At 70.8% G+C, this 26,286-nt stretch carries 21 protein-coding genes; 7 read left to right on the top strand and 14 right to left on the bottom strand.

All coding sequences use genetic code 11. The features are described 5' to 3' along the window. Window positions 1-22 precede the first annotated feature (22 nt). Both RIF65_RS11040 and RIF65_RS11035 read right to left on the bottom strand, forming a co-directional pair. Window positions 23-1,423 (bottom strand): NAD(P)/FAD-dependent oxidoreductase, encoded by a 1,401-nt coding sequence (locus RIF65_RS11040; protein ID WP_309065590.1) that lies wholly within the window; start codon window positions 1,421-1,423, stop codon window positions 23-25. 36 nt (window positions 1,424-1,459) lie between these two features. Next, window positions 1,460-1,924 (bottom strand): Lrp/AsnC family transcriptional regulator, encoded by a 465-nt coding sequence (locus RIF65_RS11035; protein ID WP_309065589.1) that lies wholly within the window; start codon window positions 1,922-1,924, stop codon window positions 1,460-1,462. A gap of 100 nt (window positions 1,925-2,024) precedes the next feature. On the opposite strand from RIF65_RS11035, the gene RIF65_RS11030 reads away from it, so the two are divergent. Beyond that, a complete protein-coding gene (locus RIF65_RS11030) occupies window positions 2,025-3,458 on the top strand; it encodes a gamma-aminobutyraldehyde dehydrogenase (RefSeq protein ID WP_309065588.1) in 1,434 nt (477 codons plus the stop codon). On the opposite strand, the gene RIF65_RS11025 is transcribed toward RIF65_RS11030, so the two are convergent. The 4 genes from RIF65_RS11025 to galT form a co-directional block, all read right to left on the bottom strand. Beyond that, the gene (locus RIF65_RS11025; RefSeq protein WP_309065587.1) at window positions 3,459-3,998 is read right to left on the bottom strand and encodes a GNAT family N-acetyltransferase; all 540 of its coding nucleotides are present in this window, start codon (window positions 3,996-3,998) and stop codon (window positions 3,459-3,461) included. A gap of 242 nt (window positions 3,999-4,240) precedes the next feature. Then, window positions 4,241-5,218 carry a UDP-glucose 4-epimerase GalE gene (gene galE / locus RIF65_RS11020; protein ID WP_309065586.1) on the bottom strand — a complete coding sequence of 326 codons (978 nt, stop codon included), beginning with the start codon at window positions 5,216-5,218 and terminating at the stop codon, window positions 4,241-4,243. A gap of 40 nt (window positions 5,219-5,258) precedes the next feature. Further along, window positions 5,259-6,437: a galactokinase gene (galK, locus tag RIF65_RS11015; RefSeq protein ID WP_309065585.1), complete on the bottom strand. Its 1,179-nt coding sequence runs from the start codon at window positions 6,435-6,437 to the stop codon at window positions 5,259-5,261. 118 nt (window positions 6,438-6,555) lie between these two features. After that, entirely contained in the window at window positions 6,556-7,746 is a 1,191-nt protein-coding gene (galT, locus tag RIF65_RS11010) for a galactose-1-phosphate uridylyltransferase (RefSeq protein WP_309065663.1), read from the bottom strand. Window positions 7,747-7,835: 89 nt separating this feature from the next. Between galT and RIF65_RS11005 the strand changes: the two genes are divergently transcribed. The 3 genes from RIF65_RS11005 (at window position 7,836) to RIF65_RS10995 (ending at window position 10,461) form a co-directional block, all read left to right on the top strand. Continuing rightward, a complete protein-coding gene (locus RIF65_RS11005; protein WP_309065584.1) occupies window positions 7,836-8,816 on the top strand; it encodes a LacI family DNA-binding transcriptional regulator in 981 nt (326 codons plus the stop codon). A 155-nt stretch (window positions 8,817-8,971) separates the two neighbouring features. After that, window positions 8,972-9,478, top strand: a complete 507-nt coding sequence (locus tag RIF65_RS11000; RefSeq protein WP_309065583.1) for a transporter substrate-binding domain-containing protein — start codon at window positions 8,972-8,974, stop codon at window positions 9,476-9,478. Then, entirely contained in the window at window positions 9,478-10,461 is a 984-nt protein-coding gene (locus RIF65_RS10995) for a cation diffusion facilitator family transporter (RefSeq protein ID WP_309065582.1), read from the top strand. The genes RIF65_RS11000 and RIF65_RS10995 overlap by 1 nt, the downstream gene beginning before the upstream one ends. Before the next feature lie 9 nt (window positions 10,462-10,470). Here the strand turns inward: RIF65_RS10995 and RIF65_RS10990 are convergent, their stop codons facing one another. The 6 genes from RIF65_RS10990 to RIF65_RS10965 all read right to left on the bottom strand — a co-directional run bounded on the left by RIF65_RS10990 (window position 10,471) and on the right by RIF65_RS10965 (window position 17,472). Further along, window positions 10,471-11,172 (bottom strand): hypothetical protein, encoded by a 702-nt coding sequence (locus tag RIF65_RS10990; RefSeq protein WP_309065581.1) that lies wholly within the window; start codon window positions 11,170-11,172, stop codon window positions 10,471-10,473. A 4-nt stretch (window positions 11,173-11,176) separates the two neighbouring features. Further along, complete coding sequence (locus tag RIF65_RS10985; protein ID WP_375142162.1) at window positions 11,177-12,097, bottom strand: carbohydrate ABC transporter permease; 921 nt, start codon at window positions 12,095-12,097, stop codon at window positions 11,177-11,179. Beyond that, the gene (locus tag RIF65_RS10980) at window positions 12,097-13,005 is read right to left on the bottom strand and encodes a carbohydrate ABC transporter permease (protein WP_309065580.1); all 909 of its coding nucleotides are present in this window, start codon (window positions 13,003-13,005) and stop codon (window positions 12,097-12,099) included. Before RIF65_RS10980 ends, RIF65_RS10985 begins: the two co-directional genes overlap by 1 nt. Window positions 13,006-13,133: 128 nt before the next feature. Continuing rightward, entirely contained in the window at window positions 13,134-14,408 is a 1,275-nt protein-coding gene (locus tag RIF65_RS10975; protein ID WP_309065579.1) for an ABC transporter substrate-binding protein, read from the bottom strand. Between the two features lie 26 nt (window positions 14,409-14,434). Then, window positions 14,435-16,447, bottom strand: coding sequence for a DUF2264 domain-containing protein (locus RIF65_RS10970; protein ID WP_309065578.1), 2,013 nt, complete (start codon window positions 16,445-16,447; stop codon window positions 14,435-14,437). Then, window positions 16,444-17,472, bottom strand: coding sequence for a hydroxyacid dehydrogenase (locus RIF65_RS10965; protein WP_309065577.1), 1,029 nt, complete (start codon window positions 17,470-17,472; stop codon window positions 16,444-16,446). Before RIF65_RS10965 ends, RIF65_RS10970 begins: the two co-directional genes overlap by 4 nt. A 170-nt stretch (window positions 17,473-17,642) precedes the next feature. On the opposite strand from RIF65_RS10965, the gene RIF65_RS10960 reads away from it, so the two are divergent. Both RIF65_RS10960 and RIF65_RS10955 read left to right on the top strand, forming a co-directional pair. Then, on the top strand, window positions 17,643-19,481 hold the full coding sequence (locus RIF65_RS10960; protein ID WP_309065576.1) for a heparinase II/III family protein: 1,839 nt from the start codon (window positions 17,643-17,645) through the stop codon (window positions 19,479-19,481). Continuing rightward, the gene (locus RIF65_RS10955) at window positions 19,478-20,587 is read left to right on the top strand and encodes a substrate-binding domain-containing protein (protein ID WP_309065575.1); all 1,110 of its coding nucleotides are present in this window, start codon (window positions 19,478-19,480) and stop codon (window positions 20,585-20,587) included. The genes RIF65_RS10960 and RIF65_RS10955 overlap by 4 nt, the downstream gene beginning before the upstream one ends. Window positions 20,588-20,620: 33 nt before the next feature. On the opposite strand, the gene RIF65_RS10950 is transcribed toward RIF65_RS10955, so the two are convergent. Together RIF65_RS10950 and RIF65_RS10945 are read right to left on the bottom strand one after the other, a co-directional pair. Then, window positions 20,621-21,688 (bottom strand): LacI family DNA-binding transcriptional regulator, encoded by a 1,068-nt coding sequence (locus tag RIF65_RS10950; RefSeq protein ID WP_309065574.1) that lies wholly within the window; start codon window positions 21,686-21,688, stop codon window positions 20,621-20,623. Window positions 21,689-21,798: 110 nt separating this feature from the next. Next, window positions 21,799-24,897, bottom strand: a complete 3,099-nt coding sequence (locus RIF65_RS10945) for an NPCBM/NEW2 domain-containing protein (RefSeq protein ID WP_309065573.1) — start codon at window positions 24,895-24,897, stop codon at window positions 21,799-21,801. Between the two features lie 224 nt (window positions 24,898-25,121). Between RIF65_RS10945 and RIF65_RS10940 the strand changes: the two genes are divergently transcribed. Beyond that, window positions 25,122-26,285, top strand: a complete 1,164-nt coding sequence (locus tag RIF65_RS10940; RefSeq protein WP_309065572.1) for a Gfo/Idh/MocA family protein — start codon at window positions 25,122-25,124, stop codon at window positions 26,283-26,285. Window position 26,286: the final 1 nt, after the last annotated feature.

Genomic DNA, 26,286 nt, shown 5'->3' with positions numbered 1-26,286 from the left:
GCGAGCTCCTCTTCGAGTGCGGTCACGAGTCGAAACCCATGCCGACGGCATCCAGGGTCTTCAGCAGCAGGTTGCGGCGGCCCTCGTTGTGATCGGCGCGGTCCATCGACGCGCGCACCAGGTTCACTCCGATCGCCGCCGCGGGCTCAGGGGGGAACGGGATCGGTCGGGTGCGGGCCATCTTCGACCGGGTGCGCTCGGTCGAGATGCCCGCCAGCCGGTCGAGCATCACGTCGGCCGCGAAGCGGGTCGCCCCGACGCCGAGGCCGGTGAATCCGGCTGCGTACGCGACGCGCCCGCCGCGGGCGGTGCCCATGAAGGCGCAGAACCGGCTGCACGAGTCGATCGCCCCTGACCACCGGTGCGTGAAGCGCAGCCCCTCCAGCTGCGGGAAAGTGGTGAAGAAGTGCGACGCGAGCCGCTGGAACGACTCGGGGCGTTCCTCGTACTCGGCGCGCACCTTTCCGCCATAGTGGTAGATGGCGTCGTAGCCGCCGAACAGGATCCGATTGTCGGCGCTCAGCCGGTAGTAGTGGAACTGATTGGCGCTGTCGCTGATGCCGTATCGGCCCTTCCACCCGATCGCGTCGTACTGCTCGGTGGTGAGCGGCTCGGTCATGAGCGCGTAGTCGTAGACCGGCACCGTCATCAGCCGGTTGCGTTTGAGCAGCGACGGGAAGACGTTGGTGGCCAGGACCACCTGCGCGGCGTGCACTGTGGCTCCGCCGTCGACGTGGACCTGCTGCGCGCCGGAGCCGGTGACGGCGGTGACCCGGCTGTGCTCGTGGATCTGCACGCCCAGCTCGCCGGCGACCCGCGCCAGCTCGAACGCGAGTTTGGCGGGGTGCACGACCGCGCAGGTGTCGCGCTCCAGCGAGCCGGCGAGGTAGGTGGGGGAGTGGACCGCCGCGCGCACGGCATCCGTGTCGAGGAACTCGCCGCGCTCCTTCAGCCAGTCCACCTGGTGCGGCTCGGTCGCGACGTGCAGCTGACCGCTGCGCTCCCAGTCGACGTCCATGCCGTACCGGGCGACGGTGTCCTGGATGCCGTCGAGGTTCTCGAGGCCGAGCCGTTCGAGAAGGTCCAGTTCGTCGGGCCATCGGCGCTTGCCGTTCTCGTACCCGTGGGTCAGGCTCGCCTCGCAGAATCCGCCGTTGCGGCCGGACGCCGCCCAGCCGATGCGGGCGGCCTCGAGCAGCACCACCGTGCGCTGCGGGTCGCGCTCTTTCGCCCGCACCGCCGTCCACAGGCCGGCGTAGCCGCCGCCGACGATCACCAGATCGCACGCCACGTCAGCGCGGAGCGGTTCCCACGCCGGTCGTTCGACGTCGTCCAGCCAGAACGATCCCTGCCGGGTGTCCTGCAGGGCGTGCCGGATGACCGCGTCGGTCGTGCGGTGTCGCTCGAACACGGTTGTTCCCATTGATCCCACTCCATCGTGGTGTCGTGGGCACTCGCGTCAGCGGGTGCCCCAGTTGTAGAAGTCCTTGTGCAGGCCCGCGTACAGGAAGCTCTCCGTGTGCGTCACGCCCGGGATGGTCCGGATCCGGGTGGCGATGAGATCCAGGAGGTCCTCGTCGGTCTCGCAGATCGCCTCCGCCAGCACGTCGAACGATCCCAGCGTCACCACCACGTACGCGATCTCGTCGAGGGCCTTCAGCGCGTCGGCGGCGTCGCGCGGGTCTCCATCGACCTGGATGCCGATCATCGCCATTCGCGAGAAGCCGAGCTGCCGGGGGTCGGTGACCGCGACGATCTGCATGACCCCGGCATCCGTCAGCCGCTGCACGCGCTGCCGCACGGCCGCCTCGCTGAGTCCGACCGCGCGTCCGATGTCGGCGTAGGGCCGCCGGCCGTCCTGCTGAAGCAGTTCGATGATGCGCTTCGACACGTCATCGAGCGCCGGCGTCTTCTGCTTGGTCATGTGATGATCCTGACACTCGAATGATGCACATGCAACCGAATCCGAAGACTTTTCGTACCGAACCTTTAGATTTCGTAGGTTCGCGGCTACAGTTCCCATCATGCCGACGACGACGTCTCACAACCACATCGCGGGCGCGCGTCGACCCGCGCACGGCGCCGGACGGATCGACCTCGTGGACCCGACCACCGAACGGACATACGGCAGTATCCCGATCTCCGACCGGGATGACGTGGACGCCGCCTACCGTGCGGCTGCCGCCGCGTTCCCGGTGTGGCGCGACACCACCCCGGCCGAGCGCCAGCTGGCCCTGTTCCGCATCGCCGACGCGATGGCGGAGCGTGCGGAGGAGTTCGCCGATCTCGAGTCGCAGGACACCGGGAAGCCTCGCCGGACGCTGGTGGCGGACGAGATCGAGCAGTCCATAGACCAGCTGCGCTTCTTCGCGGGAGCGGCACGCAGCCTCGAGGGCCGCGCGGCGGCGGAGTACCTCGCAGGGCACACATCGTACGTGCGCCGCGAGCCCGTCGGCGTCATCGGACAGGTGACCCCGTGGAACTACCCGCTGAACATGGCGGTGTGGAAGATCGCCCCGGCTCTGGCAGCGGGGAACACCGTCGTGCTCAAGCCCGCCGAGACCACCCCGTCGTCCACGCTGCTGCTGGCCGAGATCGTCGCGGAGCACACACCGGGCGGCACCCTGAACGTCGTGCTCGGCGACCGGGAGACCGGCGGGATGCTCGTCGAGCATCCGACGCCGCAGATGGTGGCGATCACCGGATCGGTGCGCGCCGGCATGGAGGTCGCCCGCTCGGCGGCATCCGACGTCAAACGTGTCCACCTCGAGCTCGGCGGCAAAGCGCCCGCCGTCGTCTTCGCCGACGCGTCGCTGGAGAAGGCGGCGGAGGGGATCGTCGCCGCCGCGTTCTTCAACGCCGGGCAGGACTGCACCGCCGCGACGCGAGTCATCGTGCACGCCTCGGTGCACGACGAGCTGGTGCGCGCGCTGATCTCGCGCACCCGTACGCACGCCCGCACCGGCGGCCCGCACGAGGACGGCGTGTTCTTCGGCCCGCTGAACAGCGCCGCGCAGCTCTCGCGCGTGCAGGGGTTCATCGACGCGCTGCCCGGGCATGCACGCGTCGAGACCGGCGGGCGCCGGCATGGCGAGGTCGGTTACTTCTTCGAGCCCACGATAGTGTCCGGCGTTCGGCAGGACGACGACATCGTGCAGGACGAGGTGTTCGGCCCGGTGCTCACGGTGCAGTCGTTCCAGACCGATGACGAGGCGCTCGCCCTCGCCAACGGCGTACGCTACGCGCTCGCCGCGTCGGTGTGGACTCGCGACCATTCGCGTGCCATGCGTTTCACGCGCGAACTGGACTTCGGCTGCGTCTGGGTGAACACGCACCTGCCGTTCGTGTCGGATATGCCGCATGGCGGCTTCAAGCACTCCGGCTACGGCAAGGACCTCTCGCAGTACGGCTTCGACGACTACACGCGTCTGAAGCACGTGATGACCGCCCTGGATTGATCAGGCGGGGTCCTGCGCTCCGGGGAAGCGCTTCACGTGCCGGCGCTCGTGCAGCACGAGGCCTGGGCGCTCCTCGACCCGGGTGCCCCCGTCCTCGATCCATCCGTGACGCTCGTAGAAGCGGGCCGCCCTGGCGTTGCCGTCCAGCACCCAGAGGTAGGCCGCGGTGTGTCCGGCGGCCTGCAGGGATTCCTCGGCCGCGATCAGCAGCGCATGGCCGACCCCGGTGGACCAGGCGTCCGGGTGGGCGTAGATGCCCCACAGCTCACCGGTCGACGGCGGGTCTGCGTCCCGTGCGGTGCCGTAGGTCGCCCAGCCGACGACCGCACCGTCGCGGTCCGCCACGATCGTGTGCCCGCCGGGTTGCGGCTGCGCGATGATCCGCCGCCATCCCTCCGCGCGCTGCTCGATCGACAGCCCGTCCAGCACCTCCTGCGGCATGAGCCCGCGGTACGCCTCCTGCCACGCCCGCACGTGCACCGCCGCGATCCCGTCCGCATCCCCCGCCACCGCCGCCCGCACCTCAACATGAACGCCCATCCCCCACTACTACCATCCGCAGGCGCGTCGGATCCCCAGACATGGAAACGCGAGGGGCGGGGTGCCGCCGTAAGCGAGCATCGGGGTGCCCGCGAAGCGGGCGGGGCCCCCGCTCTGCGAGCGAAGGCGGCATCCCCGCCCCGCCAGAACGGCGGCGGCATCCCCGCCCCGCCAGAACGGCGGCGGCATCCGCGCCCCGCCAGAACGGCGGCGGCATCCCCGCCCCGCCACACAACGGAAACCTAGCCGGCGCTCCGACGCGCCTCCCAGCCCGTCCGCACCATCTCATCCACCGTGTACCGCATCGTCCATCCCAGGTCGCGCGCCGCGAGCTCCCCCGACGCCACGATCCGATCCGGGTCGCCCGGTCGGCGCGGCCCGATCACCGGGGTGAACTCCACACCGGTGACGCGCGCCATGGCATCCATGATCTGGCGCACGCTCAGCCCGTCGCCGGAGCCGAGGTTGTACGCCGGCTCGATCGGCTCGCCGGCGGTGAGCCGCTGGGCGGCCGCGACGTGCGCGGCGGCGATGTCGCCCACGTGCACGTAGTCGCGCACGTTGGTGCCGTCCGGGGTGTCGTAGTCGTCGCCGTTGATCTGCGGGGTGCGTCCGGCCAGCAGGGCCTCGAACACGATCGGGAACAGGTTGTGCGGGCTGACGTCGTACACCGACGGGTCGGCGGAGCCGACCACGTTGAAGTAGCGCAGCGACGTGTGCCGCAGCGGCCGGTCGGTGTCGGCGGTCGCGACGCCCTGGTCGCGCAGCAGCCACTCGCCGATCAGCTTCGATTCGCCGTACGGGCTGGCCGGGCGCTTCGGGGTGTGCTCGGTGACCTGCTCGACGTCCGGGGTGCCGTACACCGCGGCGCTGGACGAGAACACGATCCGGTAGACGTCGGCCGCCTCCATGGCCTCGAGGATGATGCGGGTGCCCTCGACGTTCTGCGCGTACGTATGCAGCGGGCGCTGCACCGAAACCCCGGCGTACTTGAATCCCGCGACGTGGATGACGCCCTCGACGTTGTGCTCGCGCAGGGTGCGCTCGACGAGCTCGCGGTCCAGGATGCTGCCCTCCACCAGCGGCACGTCGGCCGGCACGAACGACGCCTGGCCGCTCGACAGGTCGTCGAGCACGACCGGGGCGATGCCCGCCGCTGCGAGGGCGCGCACGACATGCGCTCCGATGTAACCGGCGCCGCCGGTGACAAGCCAGGACATGGGTCTCCTTCCGTCGCGCACGTGCGCACACACGATTCTGTCAGGCGTCGCGCCGCGGACCCTGTGACGGCATGACCGTGAAGGTGTGCGGGGCGGCGAAGCCGGCAGTCGCGAAGGCCTGCGCGACTGCATCCGTCACCGCCTCGACCTCGTCCCCGTCGACGAGCGCGATGGCGGCGCCGCCGAAGCCGCCGCCGGTCATCCGCGCGCCGATCGCACCGTGCGCGAGGGCGGTGTCGACCGCGGTGTCGAGCTCGGGGACCGAGATCTCGAAGTCGTCCCGCATCGACGCATGGGATGCCGTGAGCAGCCCGCCGATGGCACGCGGCCCGCTGTCGGTGAGCGCGTCGACGGTGTCCAGCACGCGCTGGTTCTCGGTGACCACGTGGCGGACGCGGCGGAAGGTGACGTCGTCCATGAGCTCGGCGGCGCGGGGCAGGTCGCCCACCGTGACGTCGCGCAACGACGACACGCCCATGATCTCGGCGCCGCGCTCGCAGGCGTCGCGGCGCTCGCGGTAGCCGCCGGTGGAATGCGAGTGCTTCACTCCGGTGTCGATCACGAGGAGCTCCAGGCCCTCCGCGGTGAACCCGGTGGGGATCGAGCGCGTCTCCAGCGTGCGGCAGTCCAGGAACGTGGCGGCGTCCGGGCGGCCCAGCATGCTCGCCATCTGGTCCATGATGCCGGTCGGGGCGCCGACCGCCTCGTTCTCGGCGCGGCGGCCGGCCTTCGCCAGCGTCACAGGGTCGAGGCCGAGCGACCACAGCTCGTCGAGCGCGGTGGCGGTGGCGCCTTCGATCGCTGCGGATGACGACAGGCCGGCGCCGACCGGCACGTCGGAGGCGATCGCGATGTCCACGCCGCACAGCCCGTCGCGTGCTCCGGTCGTCTCGCTGAGCGCCCAGGCGACGCCGAGCACGTAGGCCGACCACTCCGGAACCGAGGTGTCCGGGCCGGTGGGGAACAGCTGCGTCAGATCGTCGAGCGACACCTCGACCGGTTCGTCGGCGAAGGTCGACGTCACCCGGATGCGGCGGTCGTCGCGCCACGCCGCCGCGGCGTACGTGCGGTGCGGGATCGCGAACGGCAGCACGAAACCCTCGTTGTAGTCGGTGTGCTCCCCGATGAGGTTCACCCGGCCGGGCGCCGACCAGATGCCGTCGGGGGAGCGGCCGGTGAGCACGGTGAACAGGTCGCGGGCGGCTTCGGAGGCTGTCATGGATTGGCTCCTGGGGCGGGTCGGAGGGGTGCTGTCTCGCAGATCTGCGGTACTTCGCAGCCGGATGCCGGATGCGCTGCGAAACAGTGCAGATCTGCGACGTTGTGCACGGGGCGGGTCAGGTCAGGTCCGGCGAGATCGAGGCCACGGCCTCTCGGAGGCGTTCGGCGGACTGCTCGGGCAGGATCTCGGCGGTCCATGCGGCCATCGCCGACTCGGACCCGGCGAGGAACTTCAGCTTGTCGGCGGCGCGGCGCGGACTGGTCAGCTCCAGCCGCATCCGCACACTGTCGCGGCCTGCGTGCACCGGAGCCTGATGCCAGGCGGCGATGTACGGGGTGGGTGTGCCGTAGAGGGCATCGACGCCGCGCAGCAGCCGTAGATACAGCGGGGCCAGCTCGTCGCGCTCAGCATCGCTGAGGGCGGCGAAGTCCGGCACGTGGCGGTGCGGCACGAGATGCACCTCCAGCGGCCAGCGCGCGGCGAACGGCACGTACGCCGTCCAGTGCTCGCCCTGCAGCACGACCCGCTCGGAGGCCCGCTCGAAGTCGAGCACCCGTGCGAGCAGGTCGGATCCGGCGCGGTCGATGGCGTCCAGCAGGCGACCGGTGCGCGGGGTGATGTAGGGGTACGCGTAGATCTGCCCGTGCGGGTGCGGCAGTGTCACCCCGATGGCCTCGCCGCGGTTCTCGAACGGGAACACCTGTTGGATGCCGGGCAGCGCCGACAGCGCGGCGGTGCGGTCGGCCCACGCCTCGATCACCGTGCGGGCTCTGGTCACCGACTGGGTGCCGAACGAGCCCTCGTGCGCGGGGCTGAAGCAGACCACCTCGCAACGGCCCACGCTCGTACGCGTGCGGCCGAGCCCGAGCTCGGCGAGGTCGTCCAGGCCGCGGGGCGCGTCGTCGGCGGCGGGGGCGGTGCCGACGGCCTCGGCCAGGGCCGGCCCGAACGCGGGGGAGCGGTTCTCGAACACCGCGACGTCGTACGCGGACGGGATCTCGGACGGGTTGTCCGCGGTCTGCGGCGCCAACGGGTCGGCATCCGCGCTGGGCAGCATGACCCGGTTCTGCCGCTTGGTCGCGAACGTGATCCAGTCGCCGGTGAGCGCGTCCTGCCGCATGGTGGCCGTCTCCGGACGCGGGTCCAGCGTGCGGGCGTCGACGCGACGGTCGGGGCCGAGCGTCGTGCCCGGATCGTCGTAGTAGAACAGCTCGCGGCCGTCGGCCAGCCGGGTGCTGCGCTTGACGACGCCGGCACCGAGTTCGTCGTGCGCGGCCGGCGTTCGCAACTCAGGAGATTCGGGCATGTTCACGTCAACACGGTACCGCGCACCGCGTGATAACGTCAACACGCCTGAGTTGTGAACGGGCGGAGTGGATGAGGAGGAGGGCACGGATGCCGCAGCCGAAGCGCGTCTCGATGGCCACGGTCGCCGCCAGAGCGGGCGTGTCCAGCCAGACCGTGTCGCGCGTCGCCAACGACAGCCCGCGGGTCGACCCCGCGACCAGGGCCCGGGTCGAGCAGGCCATGGCCGAGCTCGGTTACCGCCCGCATCGCGCAGCTCGCGCGCTGCGCACCGGACGCACGCAGACCATCGGCCTGGTCGCGCAGACCCTCGCCACGGTGGGGAACTCCCGGATGCTGCAGGCCGTCGCGGACGCGGCCGCGGCGCGCGGATACGCGCTGACCGTCGTCACACTCGGTGCCTCGGCCGACATCGCCGAGGCGTTCGACTGGCTGCGCGAGCAGGGCGCCGACGGCGCCATCGTCCTCAACGAGGCCACCGCGCTGGCGCGGGACGCCGCCCCCGGCGACCTGCGACTCGTCGTGGTGGACTCCCCGCCGGACGAGCGGTTCACCGTCATCGCGACCGACCACGCAGCCGGATGCCGTGCCGCGACCGAGCACCTCCTCGCGCAGGGGCACCCGGTCGTTCACCATCTGGCAGGACCCGCCGGGTCGTTCGCCGCCTCCGAGCGCGAGCGCGGGTGGCAGGAGGCGCTCGCCGCAGCCGGCATCCGCCCGCCGGAGCCGTTCCGCGGGGACTGGTCGTCCCGCTCAGGGCACGAGCAGGGCCTGCTGCTGCGCGATGATCCATCGCTGAGTGCGGTGGTGTGCGCGAACGATCAGATGGCGCTCGGGCTGCTGCGGGCGCTGGCCGACGCCGGGCGCCGCGTGCCGGAGGACGTCGCCGTGATCGGCTTCGACGACGTCGCCGACGCCGCGGAGTTCCGCCCGCCGCTCAGCACCGTGCGTCAGGACTTCGACGCCCTCGGCGAGCGGGCTGTCGAGGCGATGGTGGCGATGGTCGAGGCGGCGGCGCCGGTCGATGACATCCGGCTCGCCCCGGCGCTGGTGTTGCGCGCGAGTGGGTGACGGCGGGTGGTCGTCCCATGTGCGCGCCAGTTTCCGGCATCCGCGCCATTGATCGATGCAGCGGATGCCGGAAACTGCAGCACACGTGGTGCTCACCCGACCGACGCGCGGGCGCGCAGGTTGGCAGACGGCCGCCGATCCGATAGGCATGGAGCATGAGCAGCCGGCACTCGTCACTCAGCCCTGCTCGCGCCGCGCGCCGTCGCGGACGCGTCGCCGCCGCGCTGCTGGCCGCCTGTGCCCTGCTCGCCGGGTGCGGGATCACGATCCCCGCCGACCCCGATGGCACGCTCGAGTCGGTCCGCGGCGGGGAGCTGCGCGTCGGGGTCTCGCCTGATCCGGGCCTGGTCCGCGATGAGGGCGGAGAGCCGACCGGTCCGCTGGCCGACCTGACCGAACAGTTCGCCGAGAGCATCGACGCCGAGCCGGAGTGGACGTTCGGCAGCGAGGAGACGCTGGTCGGGATGCTGGAGCGAGGCGACCTCGACCTCGTGATCGGCGGCCTGACCGATCAGAGCCCGTGGCTCGACCGGGTCGGCGTCAGCCGCGGTTATCCCGGCATCGACGGGGCGGACGGGCGGAGCATCGTGATGCTCGTGCCGATGGGCGAGAACGCCTTCCTGTCCGAACTGGAGCGCTTCCTGGACGAGGAGACCGGCTGATGGGCGAGGAGCGTCGTTTCGGACGGACCGACCTGCCCGACGAGCAGCGGCAGGCGCTGAAGAAGGCCGTGCGCTGGGAGTTCTTCACGATCGGCTACACGACCTGCACCATCGTGCTGCTGGCGTTCGTGGTCGGGCAGTCGCAGGCGATGCGCACCGCGTGGATCGAGGACATGCTCTCCCTCATCCCGCAGATCGCGTTCCTGTGCGCCCTGCCGCTGGTCAGCAAGCCGCCGAGCCGTCGGTACCCGTACGGTCGGCACCGCGCGATGGGAGTCGGGCACCTCGTGGCCGGCGTCGCCCTCCTCGCGGTGGGCACGAACCTCGCCGTCGAGGCCGTCACCGGGCTGATCCGCGCAGAGCACCCATCGATCGGCACGGTGCAGCTGTTCGGGCACACCGTCTGGCTGGGCTGGCTGATGGTCGGGGTGATGCTGCTCATCGTCCCCGGCCCGGTCTTCCTGTACGGACCGGCGAAGGCCCGGCTCGCACCCGGGCTGCACAACAAGCTGCTGTTCGCCGACGCCGACATGGCCAAAGCCGACTGGCACACCAACGCCGCATCGATCATCGGCGTGCTCGGCGTGGGCGCCGGCATCTGGTGGCTGGACGGCGCCGCGGCGCTGTTCATCTCCCTCGGAATCGTGTGGGACGGCATCCGCAACACCCGGGGTGCCGTCGTCGACCTGATGGACCAGCGCGCCCGCACCTACGACGACAAGCACCCGCATCCGCTCGCCGCGGAGATCGTCAGCTACTTGCGCAGCCGGCCCGGCGTGCGGGATGCCGGGGTGCGCGTCCGCGACCAGGGGCAGGTGTTCCACGTCGAGGCGTTCATCGTCCCGAAGCGCGATCGCGTCGCGGTCAGCGAGCTGACCGAACTGTCGGACGGCGTGAAACGGCTGGACTGGAAGGTGCAGGACGTCGTGGTCGTCCCCGCCGAGCGGCTCCCCGAGGGGACCGATCCCGGCGACCGCCGGTGAGTTCGGATGTCAGGCGGTCGGCGAGTCCGGCCGAGCGCCCACGGCGGTCAGCTGCGCGGCGGCGTTCATCCAGACCAGCATCAGCGCGAAGCCGCCGAGGCCCAGCACGCCGACCACCGGCTGCGCCAGGACGATCACGACCCATGCGCCGAGGATCAGCAGCGTCATCAGCGACGGCAGCGGACGGCGCACTGCCGCGTACAGCCCCGCCTTGGCGGCGGCGAGGATGCCGGGCCGCTGCGGCATTCCGACCGCGGCGAGGGCGACGGGTGTCGCGGCCAGCACCACCACGCCGATGACGCCCAGCAGCGGCCCGAGCAGCAGCGCGAACGGCGTGCCTGCCACGGCGACGGCGTCGACGAAGAGGAACACCGCGAGCGCGGAGGTGATCGCCCACACGCCGAGGCCCCGCCACCAGGTGGCGGCCAGCCCGCGGGCGAACAGCGCGAACGGGGCGCTGGATCCGGTATCGCTGGCGGCGTCGAACGCCCAGAACGCCGCGCTCAGGGCCGGGCCGAGCGGAAGGGCGCACAGGATCAGGAACGGCGCGGTCTCGGCGGGCCGGGGAACGCCGATCAGCACGACGGCCAGCGGCAGCGCGAACAGGGCCAGGCACGCGCCGGTGGCGAGCCCTCGGTAGGCGAACGCGAACAGCGACTGCCACGTGTCGAAGCCGGGACCCCACGGGCGCTGCGACGCGCGTGCCGTCATGCCGTCACCCCTTCATGCCGCTGGTCGCGATCCCCTGAATGAAGAAGCGCTGACCGAACAGGAACACGATCACGATCGGGATGACCGAGATCACCGACCCGGTCATGATCATGGCGTACTCGGCGTCGAACTGCCCGACGAACTGCCGCAGCCCGAGCTGCACGGTCCACAGGTCGTTCGAGGTGAAGTAGATGAACGGCCCCATGTAGTCGTTCCAGGTGTTCACGAAGGTCAGCAGCGCCAGGCTGGCGATCGCCGGCTTCGTCAGCGGCAGGATGATCCGGTACCAGATGCTGTACTCGCTGAGCCCGTCGATGCGGGCCGCCTCGCTGAGCTCGTCGGGGATCGTCATGTAGTACTGCCGCATCAGGAACACGCCGAAGGCGCCGAACGCCTGCAGCAGGATGATCGACAGGTGCGTGTTCACCAGGCCGGCCTTCTGCATCATGATGTACTGCGGCACCATGTACGCCTGCCACGGCACCGCGATGGTGGCGATGTACGCGACGAACAGAACGTCACGGCCCTTGAAGTGCATCTTCGCGAAGCCGTACGCCGCGAAGCTGCCGGTCAGTACCTGCAGGAACGTGATGACGATCGACAGGAACGCCGAGTTCTTCAGGTACATCAGCATCGGCACGCGGGTCCAGATGTCGACGTAGTTCGACCAGACGAACTCGGTGGGGATCCACTGGATCGGGATCGAGAAGACCTGGTTGTCCTGCTTGAGCGACGACGACACCATCCACACGAACGGTACGAAGATCAGCGCGGTGAGCACGGCGAGCCCGACGTACATCAGCACGGCCCGCACCCCCTGCACGGCGTCGCGCCGGTCTGCGCGGAGCGGACGATTGGGCCGCGGCGGCGTGACGACGGCCCTGGTGTCGACGGCCGCGGTGTTCGGAAGCGTGTTGAGAGCCATCAGCGTTCCTTCCGCTGCTGCAGCTTGAACTGCACGACCGTGAAGATCAAGACGATGAGGAAGAGCACGAGCGAGATCGCCGACGAGTAGCCGAAGCGGTTCTCGCGGATGCCCTCGCGGTAGATGAGCTGGGAGAGCACCAGCGTGGCGCGGCCGGGCCCGCCGTCGGTCATCACGACGATCAGGTCGAACACCTTGAAGCTGGCGATGGTGACCATGACCAGCACGAAGAACGTCGTGGGGCGCAGCGTCGGGATGGTGATGTTCCAGAACCGCTGCCAGGCGTTCGCGCCGTCGACCTTGGCGGCCTCGTAGTACTCCTGCGGGATCGCCTGGAGTCCGGCGAGGAACAGCACCATGTAGTAGCCCATGTCGCGCCACACGCTGGTGATGATGACCGCCGGCATCGCCCACGCCGAGCTGGAGGTCCAGCCGGGCGGGTCCTGGATGCCGATGAACGACAGGAACTGGTTGATCGGGCCGTACTGGGGGTTGAACAGCATGTTCCACACCACGGCGATCGCGACGAGCGAGGTCACGTACGGGAAGAACATCGCAGTGCGGAAGAACCCGACGCCGGCCAGTTTGCGGTTCAGCAGCAGGGCGAGGGCGAGGGATGCCGCGATCGTGAGCGGGATGTGCCCTGCGGCGTAGTACATCGTGTTCAGCAGCGCGATCCCGAACGAGGAGTCGCGGAACAGCCTGGTGAAGTTCGCGATGCCGACGAACTCCGGGTCGCTGAACCCGTCCCACTCCATGAATGCCAGCGCCAGCGCGCCGACGAGCGGGACGAGGGTGAGCAGGGCGAACCCGATGAAGTTGGGGAGGATGAAGCTCCACCCGATCAGGGCGTTGCGCCGCGCACGGCGCCGTGCGCCTGGACGCACGGGAGCGGATGCCAGTGCCATCGGAGTTCTCCTTCGTGTCACCCGGTCGTTGAGCGAGGACGCGCGGAGCGCGACCGAGACGAAACGCCTGAGCGCTGCGCTTCGTCTCGCCTGCGGCTCGCTCAACGACCGGGACGGACGGACGGGTGTTACTGCAGGACCTCGTTCTTCACACGGTCGCCGGCTTCCTTCAGCCCGTCCTCGACGGACTTCTCACCGACCATGATCAGGTCGTGCTCCTCGTCGAGGATGGTGGAGATGTCGGCGGTGTGGTCGCTGATCGGCATCTCGATGACGACCTTCTTGTCGCCCGCGAAGGCCTCAACCGACAGCTCGTCGGTCGGCAGCGCTGTGAACGCCTCGGTGACGGCATCCGAGGTGAAGGCGGGGACGACGCCGATCGAGGCGATCGCCTTCGCGCCCTCCTCGCCGGCGGCGAAGTCGAGGAACATCTTCGCGGCGGCGGCGTTCTTGGCGTTCTTGTTGACCGCGAACGCGGTCGGTGAGCCGAAGGTGGTGACGTCGTCGCCGGACTCGAGCTGCGGCATCTGCGCGACGCCCCAGTTCACGCTTGATTTGCCGTCCTCGATGGCCTGCTTGATGCCGGCGATGTACCAGGTGCCCATCGGCATCATGGCGGTCTGGCCGGTCTCGAACATGGTGCGGTAGCTGATCTGCTGCGTCTTCGCGGTGGCGTAGTCGAGGGCGTTGCCGTCCTTCTGCAGCTTCAGGGCGAGGTCGTACTGGTCCTTCATGAAGTCGTAGTCGCCGGAGAGCAGGTCGCCGTCGGTCTGCGCGGCCGACACGGCCTGGATCACCGAGCGCCAGTAGTGGTGGTAGGTGCCGTACACCTTCTGGGAGCCGCTGTCGTCGGTGAGCTTCGCGGCCAGGTCGGCGTACTCCTCCCAGCTGATGTTGTCGGGGTAGTCCAGGCCGGCCTTGTCGAACAGATCCTTGTTGTAGTACAGCACCCAGAAGTCCTGGCGGTACGGCAGGGCGTAGTACTTGCCCTCGGTGTCGAACGTCTCCAGACCTGCCAGCTCGTCGCCGTACTCCTCGGCGAGATCGGAGACGTCCTGGAGCTGCCCACGGGTGGCGTATCGGGCGTAGTCGATCGCGTTCTTCATGGTGATGACGTCGGTGGTGTCACCGCCGGAGAGCATGGTGGTGACCTTCTCGGGGTAGTCGTCGGCGAGGATGTCGACCGGCTCGATGGTGATGTTCGGGTGCTCCGCCTGGAAGGCGTCGAACAGCGCCTTGAACTCGGGCGTCTGGTCGTAGTTCCACACCGAGACGGTGAGGGTGACCTCTTCGTCCGGGTCGACGGTCTCCTGCGCGGCGGGGGCCGAACTGCTGGAGCAGCCGGTGAGGACGAGGGCTGCGGTGGCCGCCAGGGCCGCGCCGCCGATGAACGAACGCTTCATTGCGAATGCCTCTTTCTGTGGGTGGGTCAGGTGGTGGCGAGCGCGGGCGCGCTCGCCGTCTCGGGGTGCAGAGCGGTGGTGCGGCCGTCGGGCCACGTGATCAGGAACGCGTTGTCGGCCTGGGCGGTCGCGGTCGGGTGCGTCGCGGCGCGGTGCGGCGCGCCGAGATGGATGCCGGCGACGTTCCAGTGCCCGGGGCGCACGCGCGCCTCGATCCACGGGGTGCCGGTGCGCCCGTCGAGCGGGGTGACGTCGTCCTCGACGAGGACGCCTGCGGTCGCGTCGTCGAGTCCGGCGAGCGGCACGACGCGAGAGGCCAGACGGATGCCGGCGGCCCAGGCGCCGTCGAGCACGGCGAGGTCCTCGGCGGTGAGCGCCCACCCTCCGACCCGGAGAACGTGCTCGCCCCCGTCGCTCAGCTCTGCTGGGTCCCTGAGCTTGTCGAAGGGCCCCAGCAGAGACCCGTCATCGTCTTCGCGCACTCTCACGAACCGCACTTCCCACGCCCCGCGAACCACCGACACGGTGTCCACGAGGGGGCCGAACTCCGTGCGGGCGGCGTACGTGCCGACGCCATGGTCGGGTTCGCCGGCGACGAGCTCGAGCGGCCAGTGCGCGCGGGCGAGCGACGAGCCGATGAGCGTGCCGTCGCCGAGTTCGCGGGCCGGGCCCGCCAGGAAGCCGGAACGGTGGCTGGGCCGGCCGTCGCGGATGAGGGCGACGGTGCCGTCGACCGGATCGGCGACGCCTGGGCCGGCGAGCACGGGCGCCGTCGCAGTGGAGTAGCCGAGCTTCGCGTACAGCGGCGCGTCGGGCTGCTGGTCTCCCTCGGCGCGGTGGTCGGTTCCGTGGTTGATGACGCGGACGACGCCGTCCTCGGCGGTGCCCACCGCCAGCCAGCCCGGCACCCGCATCGGTCGTGCGAACGGTCCCCGATCGATCGGGAGCGGTTGCTCCTGAGCGGTCCACGCCGGGTGGTCGGCCGGCAGGGCCAGACCGACCATGCCCTTCGCGGCCCAGTACGGCGAGCCCTCTCCGGAGTAGTTCTGCGCCATCGCCCGCCAGGGGCGGTGCCAGCCCAGGGGCAGGATGCCGTCGGCCTCCGGCGCTCCGTGCTCGACGAAGTGCGCGACCTGACCGCTGGCGGCACGTCGCAGCATCCCGGCGTCGTGTCGGGAGCCGCCGTGGAAGGCGGCCGCCCAGGCGGCCCCGGCCGTGGCGAAGCGATAGGTGAGGCTGCGGCCCTGGAACAGCGGGGCGCCGTCGCGGCCGATCAGGTGCAGGGCGTCGTCGAGGTAGTCGTCCAGACGCGCCCTGTAGCGCGCGATGCGCGCAGCGTGCCGCGGGTCGTCGCCCACCATGTCGGCCCAGAAGACGGGGTAGAACGGCAGCGCCCATCCCGAATAGTGGTCGTAGGAGCGTCCGGCGCCGTCGGAGATCCAGCCGCCCTCGCGGTCGAACGAGTCGAGCAGCGCCAGGTCCTGCTCGCGGTCGGTCTCCGAGAACGGGCCGCCGACGCTCTCCAGGAACTGCTCGACGATGATGCGGAACCAGGCCCAGTTGTTCGGCGGGTAGCTCGCGCCGACGAAGCAGGCGAGGTAGTCGATCGTCTGCGCCTTGGTGGTGTCGCTGAACCGCGCCCAGACGGTGTCGCGGGTCAGGTGCAGACCGAGGGCGAGGGCAGCGGCCTCCACTTTGGCCTGGTCGACCTCGTCGGGGCGCAGCCACCGCTCGGGGTGCGCCGGGTCGACGCCGGCGGCGAAGCCGCGTGCGTACCGTTCTGCCAGGGCCTCGGTGCCGGCGGGGTCGCCCGCGATCCGGAACGCGGCGAGCATGAAGGTGCGCGTGAAGCCCTCGAGCGCGTCCACGTCGGCGCCGTAGCCACCGGGAGCACCCGGGTAGCGGATGAGTGATTGCGCGGCGCTGGCGTGGCGGGCCGCGCCGTCGAGGATCGTGTCGGCCACGGTGACCCAGTGCGCGCGGGTCCACCCGGTGTAGGGCGACAGAGCGCGGTCGGCGGGCGGCAGGGCGATCGTCATGCGCTCCTCCCGAGGTCCTCTGGCTCCACGGGGTAGTGCAGCGCCTCTCCGGCGATGTACGCCTCGAGCTCGCGCAGCGCGGAGTCGGTCAGGCGGCGCGTCTCGGTGCCGAGCGAGCCGGCCAGATGCGGGGTGATCGCCACGTTCGGCAGTCGACGCAGTTCCGCCGACGCGGGAAGCGGCTCGGGTTCGGTGACGTCCAGCACGGCATCCAGGCGCCCGGTGCGGCACTCCGCGAGCAGCGCGTCGTGGTCGATGAGCGCGCCGCGGGCGGTGTTGATGACCGTCGCGCCGTCGCGGAGCGCCGCCAGCTGCGGGCCGGCGATCATGTGGCGGGTGGAGGGCAGTGCGGGGGCGTGCAGCGAGAGCACGTCCACACGCGGCAGCATCTCGTGCAGGGACACGAGCGTGGCGCCGGCGGCGCGCACGGCGTCGGGGGAGGCGAACGGGTCGGCGACCAGCACGTCCATCTCGTCGAAGCCGCGCAGCATCTCGACCAGCCGGCGGCCGATGCGCGAGAAGCCGACGATGCCGATGGTGCGGTCGACGTTGCCGATCGAGCGCTCCGCCCAGCCGTTCCAGGGGCGGGCGTCGTCGAACTCGGTGCGCAGGTGCACGAGTGCCCGCTTGCCGGCGAAGATGATCGCCGCGAGCGTGTACTCGACCACGGGCACCGCGTTGGCGTCCGCGGCGGACGTGATCATGATGCCGCGCTTCCAGAACTCGTCCGACACGTGCTCGCGAACGCTGCCGGCGGCGTGGAAGACCGCGCGCAGGCGCGGCATCCGCGCGAGCCGTGCCGCGTCGAAGTGCGGGGCGCCCCACGAGGTGATGAGTACCTCGGTCTCGGCGAGGGTGTCGGCGACCGCGGGATCGTCGACGTCGGAGATGTGCATCGGTGCTGGCACGTCGGCCAGGGCGGCGAAGCGCTCGCGGCGGGTCTCGTCGAACAGCAGCGCGAAGGCGTCATCGGCCATCACCGCGTGGGCGCGCGGTCGGTTCGTCGCCTGTCGTGCTGTCGCCATGTGCTTCTCTCCGTCGAGGTGGGCGGCGTCTGAACTGCCGCTTGCGTGGTGCTGTTCTCACAGTGAAGACTGAACGTTCGAACAGGTGCAACCTCTTCGACAGTAAGTGAACACACTCGAACATAACCGATCATCCCCGGGTGGTCGCACGCCGCTCAAGGAGGTGCTGGATGCTGGTTCGCCGTGGTGCCCTCCGCGATCTCTGGCTGCGCTCGGGTGACGCCGGCAGGGCGTTGCCCGCGCCCACGGCATCCGATCGGGAGGCGTGGAACAGGGTCGGGGAGGAGCAGCGGGCGCTCGTCCTCGCCGAGGCGGATGCCGCACGCGGCCGGCCGTGGCCGCAGCCGCTGCTGTCGCAGTGGGCCGACTACGGCCGCTCCGGTGACCGCACCGCGTACGAGGCGGCGGTGTTCACGCGCAACCGGCGCATCCGCCTCGCCGCGCTCGCTGCGGCGCTCGACCCGTCTCCCGCGCGGCTGGCCGAGGCGGCGGACGGGCTCTGGCTGAAGTGCGAGCAGAGCACCTGGTGCTGGCCCGCGCACGACGACGCCTTCGGTCGCGGGCTGATGGTGCCCGATGCGGACCGGCCGTTCGTCGATCTGGGCGCGGGGGAAGACGTCGCGCTCGCCGCCTGGTCGGTGCAGGTGATCGGTGGTGCGCTGCGGGAGTTCTCTCCCGGGCTGGTCGAGCGGCTGGGCGCCGAGGCGAGAGAGCGCGTGCTGCTGCCGTTCGTACGGCGCCGCGACTGGACGTGGGAGGGCACCGAGTCGCACGTGCACAACTGGGCGCCGTGGATCCACGGCAACCTGCTGCCCGCCGCCGTCGTGTTCGCCGAGCGCGACCTCCGTGACGAGGTCATCGCGTTGTGCGTGGACGGGCTGGACCGGTACCTGGCGCAGCTGCCGGCGGACGGCGGTATCGACGAGGGCTTCGGGTACTGGTGGCAGGGGGCCGCGCGCGCGTTCGACGCGCTCGGCCTGCTGGACGCGCTCACCGACGGCGCGATCCGGGACGCCGTGCGCGGCGGCGAGCTGTCAGGGCTGGGCGAGCTGGTGCGGTTCCCCCAACGGATGCAGTTCGGCCCCGGCTGGTTCGCGAGCTTCTCCGACGCCAGCGCCGCCGAGGAGCCCGACCTGCCGTGGCACTCGCTGTTCCGCGCGGCACAGCTGTGCGGCGCCGACGACGCGGCCGCGTTCGCCCGCGTCTCGCGCCGCAGCGCGCTGGGCGGGCTGGATGCCGGTGTCGCGGCCGGCCTGGGCCGGATGATCCCCGAGCTCCTCGACCCCACCTGGGGTGTGGGGATCGAAGGGCCCGACCGGATCCTTCCCGCCCGGGTCTGGTTGCCGTCGCTCTCCCTCGGAATCCGTCGCGAGACGGCGGGCAGCACGCGGGGACTGACCGTCCTGGCCAAGGGCGGCACCAACGACGAGAACCACAACCACAACGACCTCGGGTCGTTCCAGGTCGCGGTCGACGGCATCCCGCTGCTGGCCGACCTCGGCCGCGCGACCTACACCGCCCAGACGTTCTCCGACCGGCGCTACGAACTCTGGTACGTGCGCAGCGACTGGCACAGCACACCGATGCCGAACGGCGTCGTCCAGCACGCCGGCGCCGACTGGCGGGCAGCTGTCGCCGAACTCCCCGACGGCTGGAAGATCGACCTCGCGCACGCCTATCCGCGGCTCGACGCACCCTGGACCCGCACCGTCAGGCTCACCGGCGGGAGCGTGATCGTCGCCGACGAGAGCCCCGCGCTACGGCATCCCACTACCCGCATCGTCGTGGTCTGCGCCGGCGTGCCCGAACCCCACGACGGCGTGCTGCTCGTGCCAGGGCGTGAAGGGTCGCGGAGCCTGCTGCTGACCCATGACCCGGCATCCGTCGAGATCGAGACGCGCGACGTCGACGACCCGTACCTGCGCCGGTCGTGGGGCGAGCGGGTGTCGCGGATGCTGTTCGGCCCGGCATCCGGCGACCGCTGGGAACTGCGAGGGAGCGCGCTATGACCGAGGGCGACGCACGCCCGACGTTCGGGATCGCCCGGCGCGAGCGGATCATGGACGAGCTGCGCCGTGCCGGCGCCGTGCGGGTGACGGACCTCGCGCGTGAGCTCGGCGTCTCGGAGCTCACCATCCGCCGCGACATCGGCGAGCTCGCCGATCGCGGCCTCGTCACGCGGGTGCACGGCGGTGCCACGCTGCGCAGCCGGCTGGACACCACAGTGGCGCCGCGGGCGGCATCCGCCGGTCCCCGCTACCGGGTGGGGATGGTGGTGCCGTCGCTGAGCTACTACTGGCCGCAGGTGGTGATCGGCGCGCGTGCGACCGCAACCGACGTGGGGGTGCAGCTGGTGCTGCGCGGCTCCAGCTACGAGCCCGCGGACCAGCGGCGGCAGATCACGTCGCTGGTCGAATCGGGCAGCGTGCACGGGCTGATCGTGGCGCCGGAGAACCTGGGCGCCGACGGGCACGCCCTGCTCACCTGGCTCGAGTCGCTCCCGGTGCCGGTGGTGATGGTCGAGCGGCGTGCCCCCGCGTCGCTCGCGCTGACCAGCCTGGAGTGGGTCACCACCGACCACGTCTTCGGCGGCTCGCTCGCCGCCGACCACCTCGCCGCGCTGGGACATCAGCGGGTCGGCATCCTGACCTCGTCGCAGTCGCCGACCTCGTGGCAGCTGCGCCGCGGCTGGTCGCAGGCGGTCGACGAGCTCGGCCTGGTGGCCACGATCGACGTGAACGCGTCGCTGGACTACATGGAGGGGCCGGAGCGCGCGGAGTTCGTGACCGGCCTGCTCGAGCAGGTGCGGGAGACCGGAACCACGGCCATGCTCATCCACTCCGACCCGCAGGCGCTGCTGGTGCAGCAGAACGCGCTCGACCGCGGGTGGCGGCTGCCAGAGGACCTGGCGATCATCGCGTACGACGACGAGGTCGCCGAGAACGGCGAACCGCCGATCACCGCGCTGCGCCCGCCCAAGCAGCACGTCGGGCGTCGCGCGGTCGAGATCATGCTCGCCCGCCTGGTCGAGGGGGCGAAGCGGCCGGTGGAGCGGGTGCAGGTGGTGCCGACGCTGCACCCGAGGGAGTCGACCGTGCGCCTGTCCGGCGACTGAGACGGACGGATGCCGTTGCGGCCGTGGTCGCGACTACGTCGACGCCCGGATGTGCAGCGTCGGCGTCAGCGTGATCCGGTGGGCGGGTGATTCGTCGCGCTGCTCGAGCCGCATGAAGCAGGTCTCCACTGCGCGGCGCCCCACCGCGGCGCGCGGCGGGTCGACCGCGGTGAGCGGTACGCTCGCGAGTGACGCGATCTCGTCGTCGTAGGCGACGATCGCGAAGTCCTCCGGAACCCGGAGGCCGCGCTCCTCGACCGCGCCGAGCAGCCCGATGGCGAGGTCGTCGGGCAGCACGATCGCGGCGTGCACGTGGGCGGCGAGGCAGGCGTCGACGAACTCGCGCAGATCCGACGCCGATCCCGAGCCCCACCGTGGGGAGGGCACCGTGCGGGCGGGCGCCTCGATCATCCCGCGCCGCCGGGTGGCGGCCGCATGCCCCTGCACGATCCACGGCGATGTGGCCGTCTCCCGGCACAGCAGGCCGACGCCCCGGTGGCCGCGCTCGGCGAGATGGTCGACGGCCAGCTCGGCGCCGAACGAGTGGTCCGAGCGCACGGCATCCACCCGCAGGCTGGTCGGGGCGCGGTCCGCCGAGCGCTCCACGAGCACCACCGGGATACCGATGCCGGCGATGGTCTCCCAGTTGGCCGACTCGTCGACGTCGGGGCGGGCGGTGACCAGCATCACGGCATCCGCCCCGGTCGCCGCCAGCCGGGTGAGCTGGCGCGACTCCTCGGCCGGTTCGTAGTTGGTGGTGCCCAGCACCAGACGGGCCCCGGCGGCGCGGGCCGCATCGCCGGCGCCGCGGATCAGCGGCGGGAAGTAGTAGGCGGCGTCCGGCACGATCAGCCCGATCGTCGCGAGCGGGCGGTGCGCAGAGCCGATGCCGCGCGCGCCGACCGCCGGCGCGTCGGCGGTGTCGGGCAGCACGGCACCGCCGTGCACCCGACGGACCAACCCGCGCTCGGCGAGCACGGCGAGATCGCGGCGGATCGTCATGCCGCTCAGGCCCGTTCTGGCCGCGAAATCGGCGACCTCCATGCGGCCGCGGAGGACGATCTCGCGCAGGATCCGCTCACGGCGCTCTTCGGCGATCACGTGGTCCACGCTACCTCCCCCGCGCGCGCCGCCCGCGCCGAGGTACTCCCGGTCGGACGCCGAGGGGGTGGCGCATACGCGCCACCCCCTCGCGAACCCGCCGGAGCGGATCAGTCGCAGTCGACCGCCTGGAACGGGGCGACGCCGGTGGTGCGGGCGCCGTCGGCATCCGTCGCCACCACCGTGACCTCCCCTGCGTCGAACCCGTCGTCGATCTTGAACGACGCGCGGGTGTCCTTGCCCGGCTTCAGATCCTCGACGACCTCCTCGCCGAGGGGCGACGTGATGGCCAGGTCGACGTCGGCGTCGTGCTCGTTGCCGACCTCGACGTGCAGCCAGCCGTTCGGCCCGCGGCACTCGCCCAGGACCTCGATGCCGGTCGGCACGGCGCTGCCGGTGAGCTCGACCGCGAACAGGCTGAGCCCGTCACCGGTCAGCGGGCTGCCGTCAGGCAGGGTGACGCTGTCCACCGGCTTGCCCGACAGCGGGATGCGCTGGGCGAACACCGAGGCCGGCGCCTCCACCGTCGAGACGGTGCCGCCCAGGTACGGGCGGTCGCGCTTCAGGTACGACGCGGCGGTGCCGAGCACCACGGTGTCGTCGCCCGTCGCCGCCGTCTCCGACCACAGCGGCAGGTCGATCTCGACCTCCTCGCTCGTGCCGTCCTGGAAGTGCACGGTCGCCGTCCGGGCGCCCGCGGTGCCGACGGAGAACCCGGCCACGACGAGCGCGTTCCCCTCGCCGTGCAGCGACAGCCGTTGACCGGCCGCCTTCACGGCATCCGGGGTGCCGACCGCGGTCGGGTGCCAGTCGATCTGGGTGTCGAACGCGGTCACCTTCTCACCGACGGCCAGGCCGGCGTCGGCGAGCGCCTCGGCGGAGTACACCCGGTAGTCGGTGGTGATCGCGCCGTTGCGCGGGTTCGCGGTCGACGCGACCGCCGTCTGGTTCACCAGCGCCCGCAGCGGCAGTGCGGTCTCCTCGACGCCCTCGCCCTGGTAGGCGCCGATGTTCGGCGTCGCGGGGATCGGGTTGCCGAAGAAGTCGCGCTCACCGGCATCCGCGATCGAGGTGCCCGCGCCCAGCAGCGGCGAGCCGACCGCGAGGCGGTAGCCGGGCAGTTCGCGGGTCAGCTGCCCGCTGCCTGCCGCGACCAGCTCGGGGTCGCCGACGACCGCGCCGGTCTCGGTCGCGGGAGGCTGGATGCCACCGAAGTACGCGTTGTTCGCGTACACACCCTTGTCGGAGCGGAGCACACCGCCCGGCGCGATGAAGATGTTGTTCTTGACCTCACGCGGCGCGTTCATGTCGTCCTCGAAGGGCCGGTTCAGACATGAGAACGTGTTGTTGTAGATGCGGTGCAGGCCGGGCCCGCCGCTGGAGCCGGCGAGCCGGCAGTCGTCCTGCGAGACGTTGTACCGAAGCACCGCGTGCGCGGTCGTGGACGCCGTGCCGCAGCCCGAGATGCAGTCCAGGTAGAAGCCGCCGGCATTGCCGTACGAGTAGTTGTACTGGAACGTGCAGCTGCCCTTGATCTTCATGTCGCAGTCCCACGCCGTGGAGTCGTAGATCGACTTCACACTGTTGCCGACGACGTTGTACTGGAAGAGCGGATCCACCGAGTTGTACGGCCACATGCCGGCGAAGTTGCCGTTGATGAACGGGTACTCGCCGTGTCCGAGGTCGATCGCCGAGTTGTACTCGATGACCGGCTTGTCGGAGTTGTGGATCACGATACCGTCGCCGCCCACGTCGTGGATGTCGTTGCGGGCGACGTAGACCTTGGTGTTGTAGCGCTGCGTCGTGTCGGGAGCGGAGAGCTTGATGCCGCCAGCAGCGGTGTCGTTGACCTCGTTGCCGGTGACGGTGATGCCGTGGAACGCGCCGATGCCGTCGCCGAGCACCGAGATGCCGGCGGAGCGGGAGAAGCTGTTGCCGAGCGTGGTCTTGTCGGACCAGCCGGCGACGCGCTCGACGTGGTTGTTCGTCAGCACCGCGCCGCGGCGGATGGAGCCGTCGTTGATCTCGTAGAGGATGCCGACGCGGCGGCGGTCCGGGGTGCCGGGGTTGATCACGTGCATGCCGTCGACGGTCCAGTTGCTCACGTTGAGCAGGTGGATGGCGGCCAGCGCGCCGTTGCCGTTGATGGTCGCCGGCTCTTCGCCGTCGCCGTACGGCGACACCACGATCGGCGCCGTGTCGAGCCCGGAACCCTTCGGTGCGAACGTGCCGATGCACTCGGCGCCCCGCTTGAACAGCACCTTCTCGCCCGGCTGGAACAGGATGCCGTCGAGCTGCGCGAGCGAGGTGTAGGGGTCGGCGGCCGAGCCGTCGCCCACGCCCTCGGCCGAGCAGTCGACGTGGTGGATGCGGTCGGACACCGCGACGACGTTCGCGGCGATCCTGCCCTCGGCGGTCGCGCCGAACAGTGCCTCGGCGGAGGCGGTGATCTCGTAGCTGCCCGGCTGCGTGTCGGCGGGGACCACGAAGGTGGCGACCGCGCGGCCGGAGTCGTCGGCGTTGGCGACGACGGAGGTGCCCTCGAACGCGACGGTCACCGGGGTCTTCGGGTTGGCGCCGGTCACCGCGATCGTCACGGGCATGCCTGGGGCGAGCAGCGACAGGTCGGCGTCCTCCGGGGTGAGCGTGAGCGGTTGGGCGATGAACCCGTCGGTGCAGTTGAACTTCAGGTCGGCCCAGTCGGCGTGGTCGTTGCCATTGCCCTCGGGGCCCGCCTCGACGATCAGCTCGATGGTCGAGGTGCCGCGGATGTCGAGGTTCAACCGGCCGACCGGGCTGGTGCCGGTCTGCTCCATGCGGAACTTCTCGGCGCCGTCCGCCTTCACCACGAAGTCGACCCTGCCGCGTCCGTTCTGGCTGTCGTCGATGCCGACGTAGCCGATCAGCTGGGTGCACTGCTGTGCCACGTCGTACACGATCCGGGCAGGGGCGTGGGTGCCGAGACCCTTCGGGTACTGCACGCCGCGGATGGACTGGATGGTCCGCGCCGTGTCGGGGACGGCGCGAGAGCCGTTGTTGTAATCGCGCTCCACCGGTCCCCAGCCGTTCGTGGCAGAGACCCAGTCCAGATCGCTCGCGTAGTGGATGCCGCCGGCCAGGCCGTCGGCGGCGACCGCCGCCGTGGCGGGGACGCCGGTCAGGAAGAGGACCGCGGCTGCGGCTGCGCAGAGCGTCCTCGATCGTTTCACGTGCACGTGACTCCTCCTCGAATCGCACACTCCGCCGGGGGGAGGCGGACGCCTGCCATGGTTTCAGCCGCGGTCGCACGAATGTGCACAGGTGAACAGACTTGAACATCTCGCGGGTTCGCGCTTGCGGTGCGCGGCGTCTCGTGGCACCCTATCGGAAAGCGCTTACCCGCTCGCGTGGCGTCATCCGCGCTTTCCCGAACACGACGACAGAACGGACCACCATGTCACAGGCGACGACCCGTGAGATCGGCATCATCATGAACGGCGTCTCCGGACGCATGGGCTACCGGCAGCATCTGGTGCGCTCGATCCTGGCCATCCGCGACCAGGGCGGCATCGAGCTGCCCGACGGCTCGAAGGTCACCGTCCGACCGCTGCTGGTCGGCCGCAGCGAGGCCAAGCTGGCGGAGATCGCCGCGCAGCACGGCATCCAGGACTACACCACCGACCTCGACGCGGCGCTGGCCGACCCGCAGTGGGAGATCTACGCCGACTTCCTCGTCACCAAGGCGCGTGCTGCCGCGATCCGCAAGGCGATCGCCGCCGGCAAGGCGATCTACACCGAGAAGCCCACCGCTGAGTCGGTCGAGGAGGCGATGGAGCTCGCCCGCCTCGCCAAGGAGGCCGGCGTCAAGACCGGCGTCGTGCATGACAAGCTCTACCTGCCAGGTCTGCAGAAGCTGAAGCGGCTCGTCGACTCCGGATTCTTCGGGCGTGTGCTGTCCGTGCGCGGCGAGTTCGGCTACTGGGTGTTCGAGGGCGACTGGCAGCCCGCGCAGCGCCCCAGCTGGAACTACCGCACCGAGGACGGCGGCGGCATCATCTCCGACATGTTCCCGCACTGGAACTATGTGCTGGAGAACCTGTTCGGCGAGGTCAAGAGCGTGTACGCGCAGGCGGCGACGCACATCCCGGAGCGCTGGGACGAGAAGGGCGAGAAGTACACCGCCACCGCCGAGGACGCCGCCTACGGCATCTTCGAGCTCGAGGGCGGCGTGATCGCCGAGATCAACTCCTCCTGGACGGTGCGCGTCAACCGTGACGAGCTGGTCGAGTTCCAGGTCGACGGCACGCACGGCTCCGCCGTGGTGGGTCTGTTCGGTGCCAAGATCCAGCACCGCAACGTCACCCCGAAGCCGGTGTGGAACCCCGACCTGGCCGACAGCCACGACTACGACGCCGACTGGGCCGAGGTGCCCACCAACGACGTGTTCCAGAACGGCTTCCGCCAGCAGTGGGAGGAGTTCCTGGAGTCCTACGTGCTCGGCACCGACTATCCGTTCGATCTGGTCGCCGGCGCGCGCGGCGTGCAGCTCGCCGAGGCGGCACTCGCGTCCAGCGCCGAGGGCCGCAAGATCGTGCTCGACTCGCTGAGCCTGGGCTGAA

Source organism: Microbacterium sp., from assembly GCF_031180975.1.
Classification (GTDB): Bacteria; Actinomycetota; Actinomycetes; order Actinomycetales; family Microbacteriaceae; genus Microbacterium.
The sequence above is the reverse complement of the archived record's forward strand: the minus strand, read 5'-3'. Positions and strand labels throughout refer to the sequence as shown.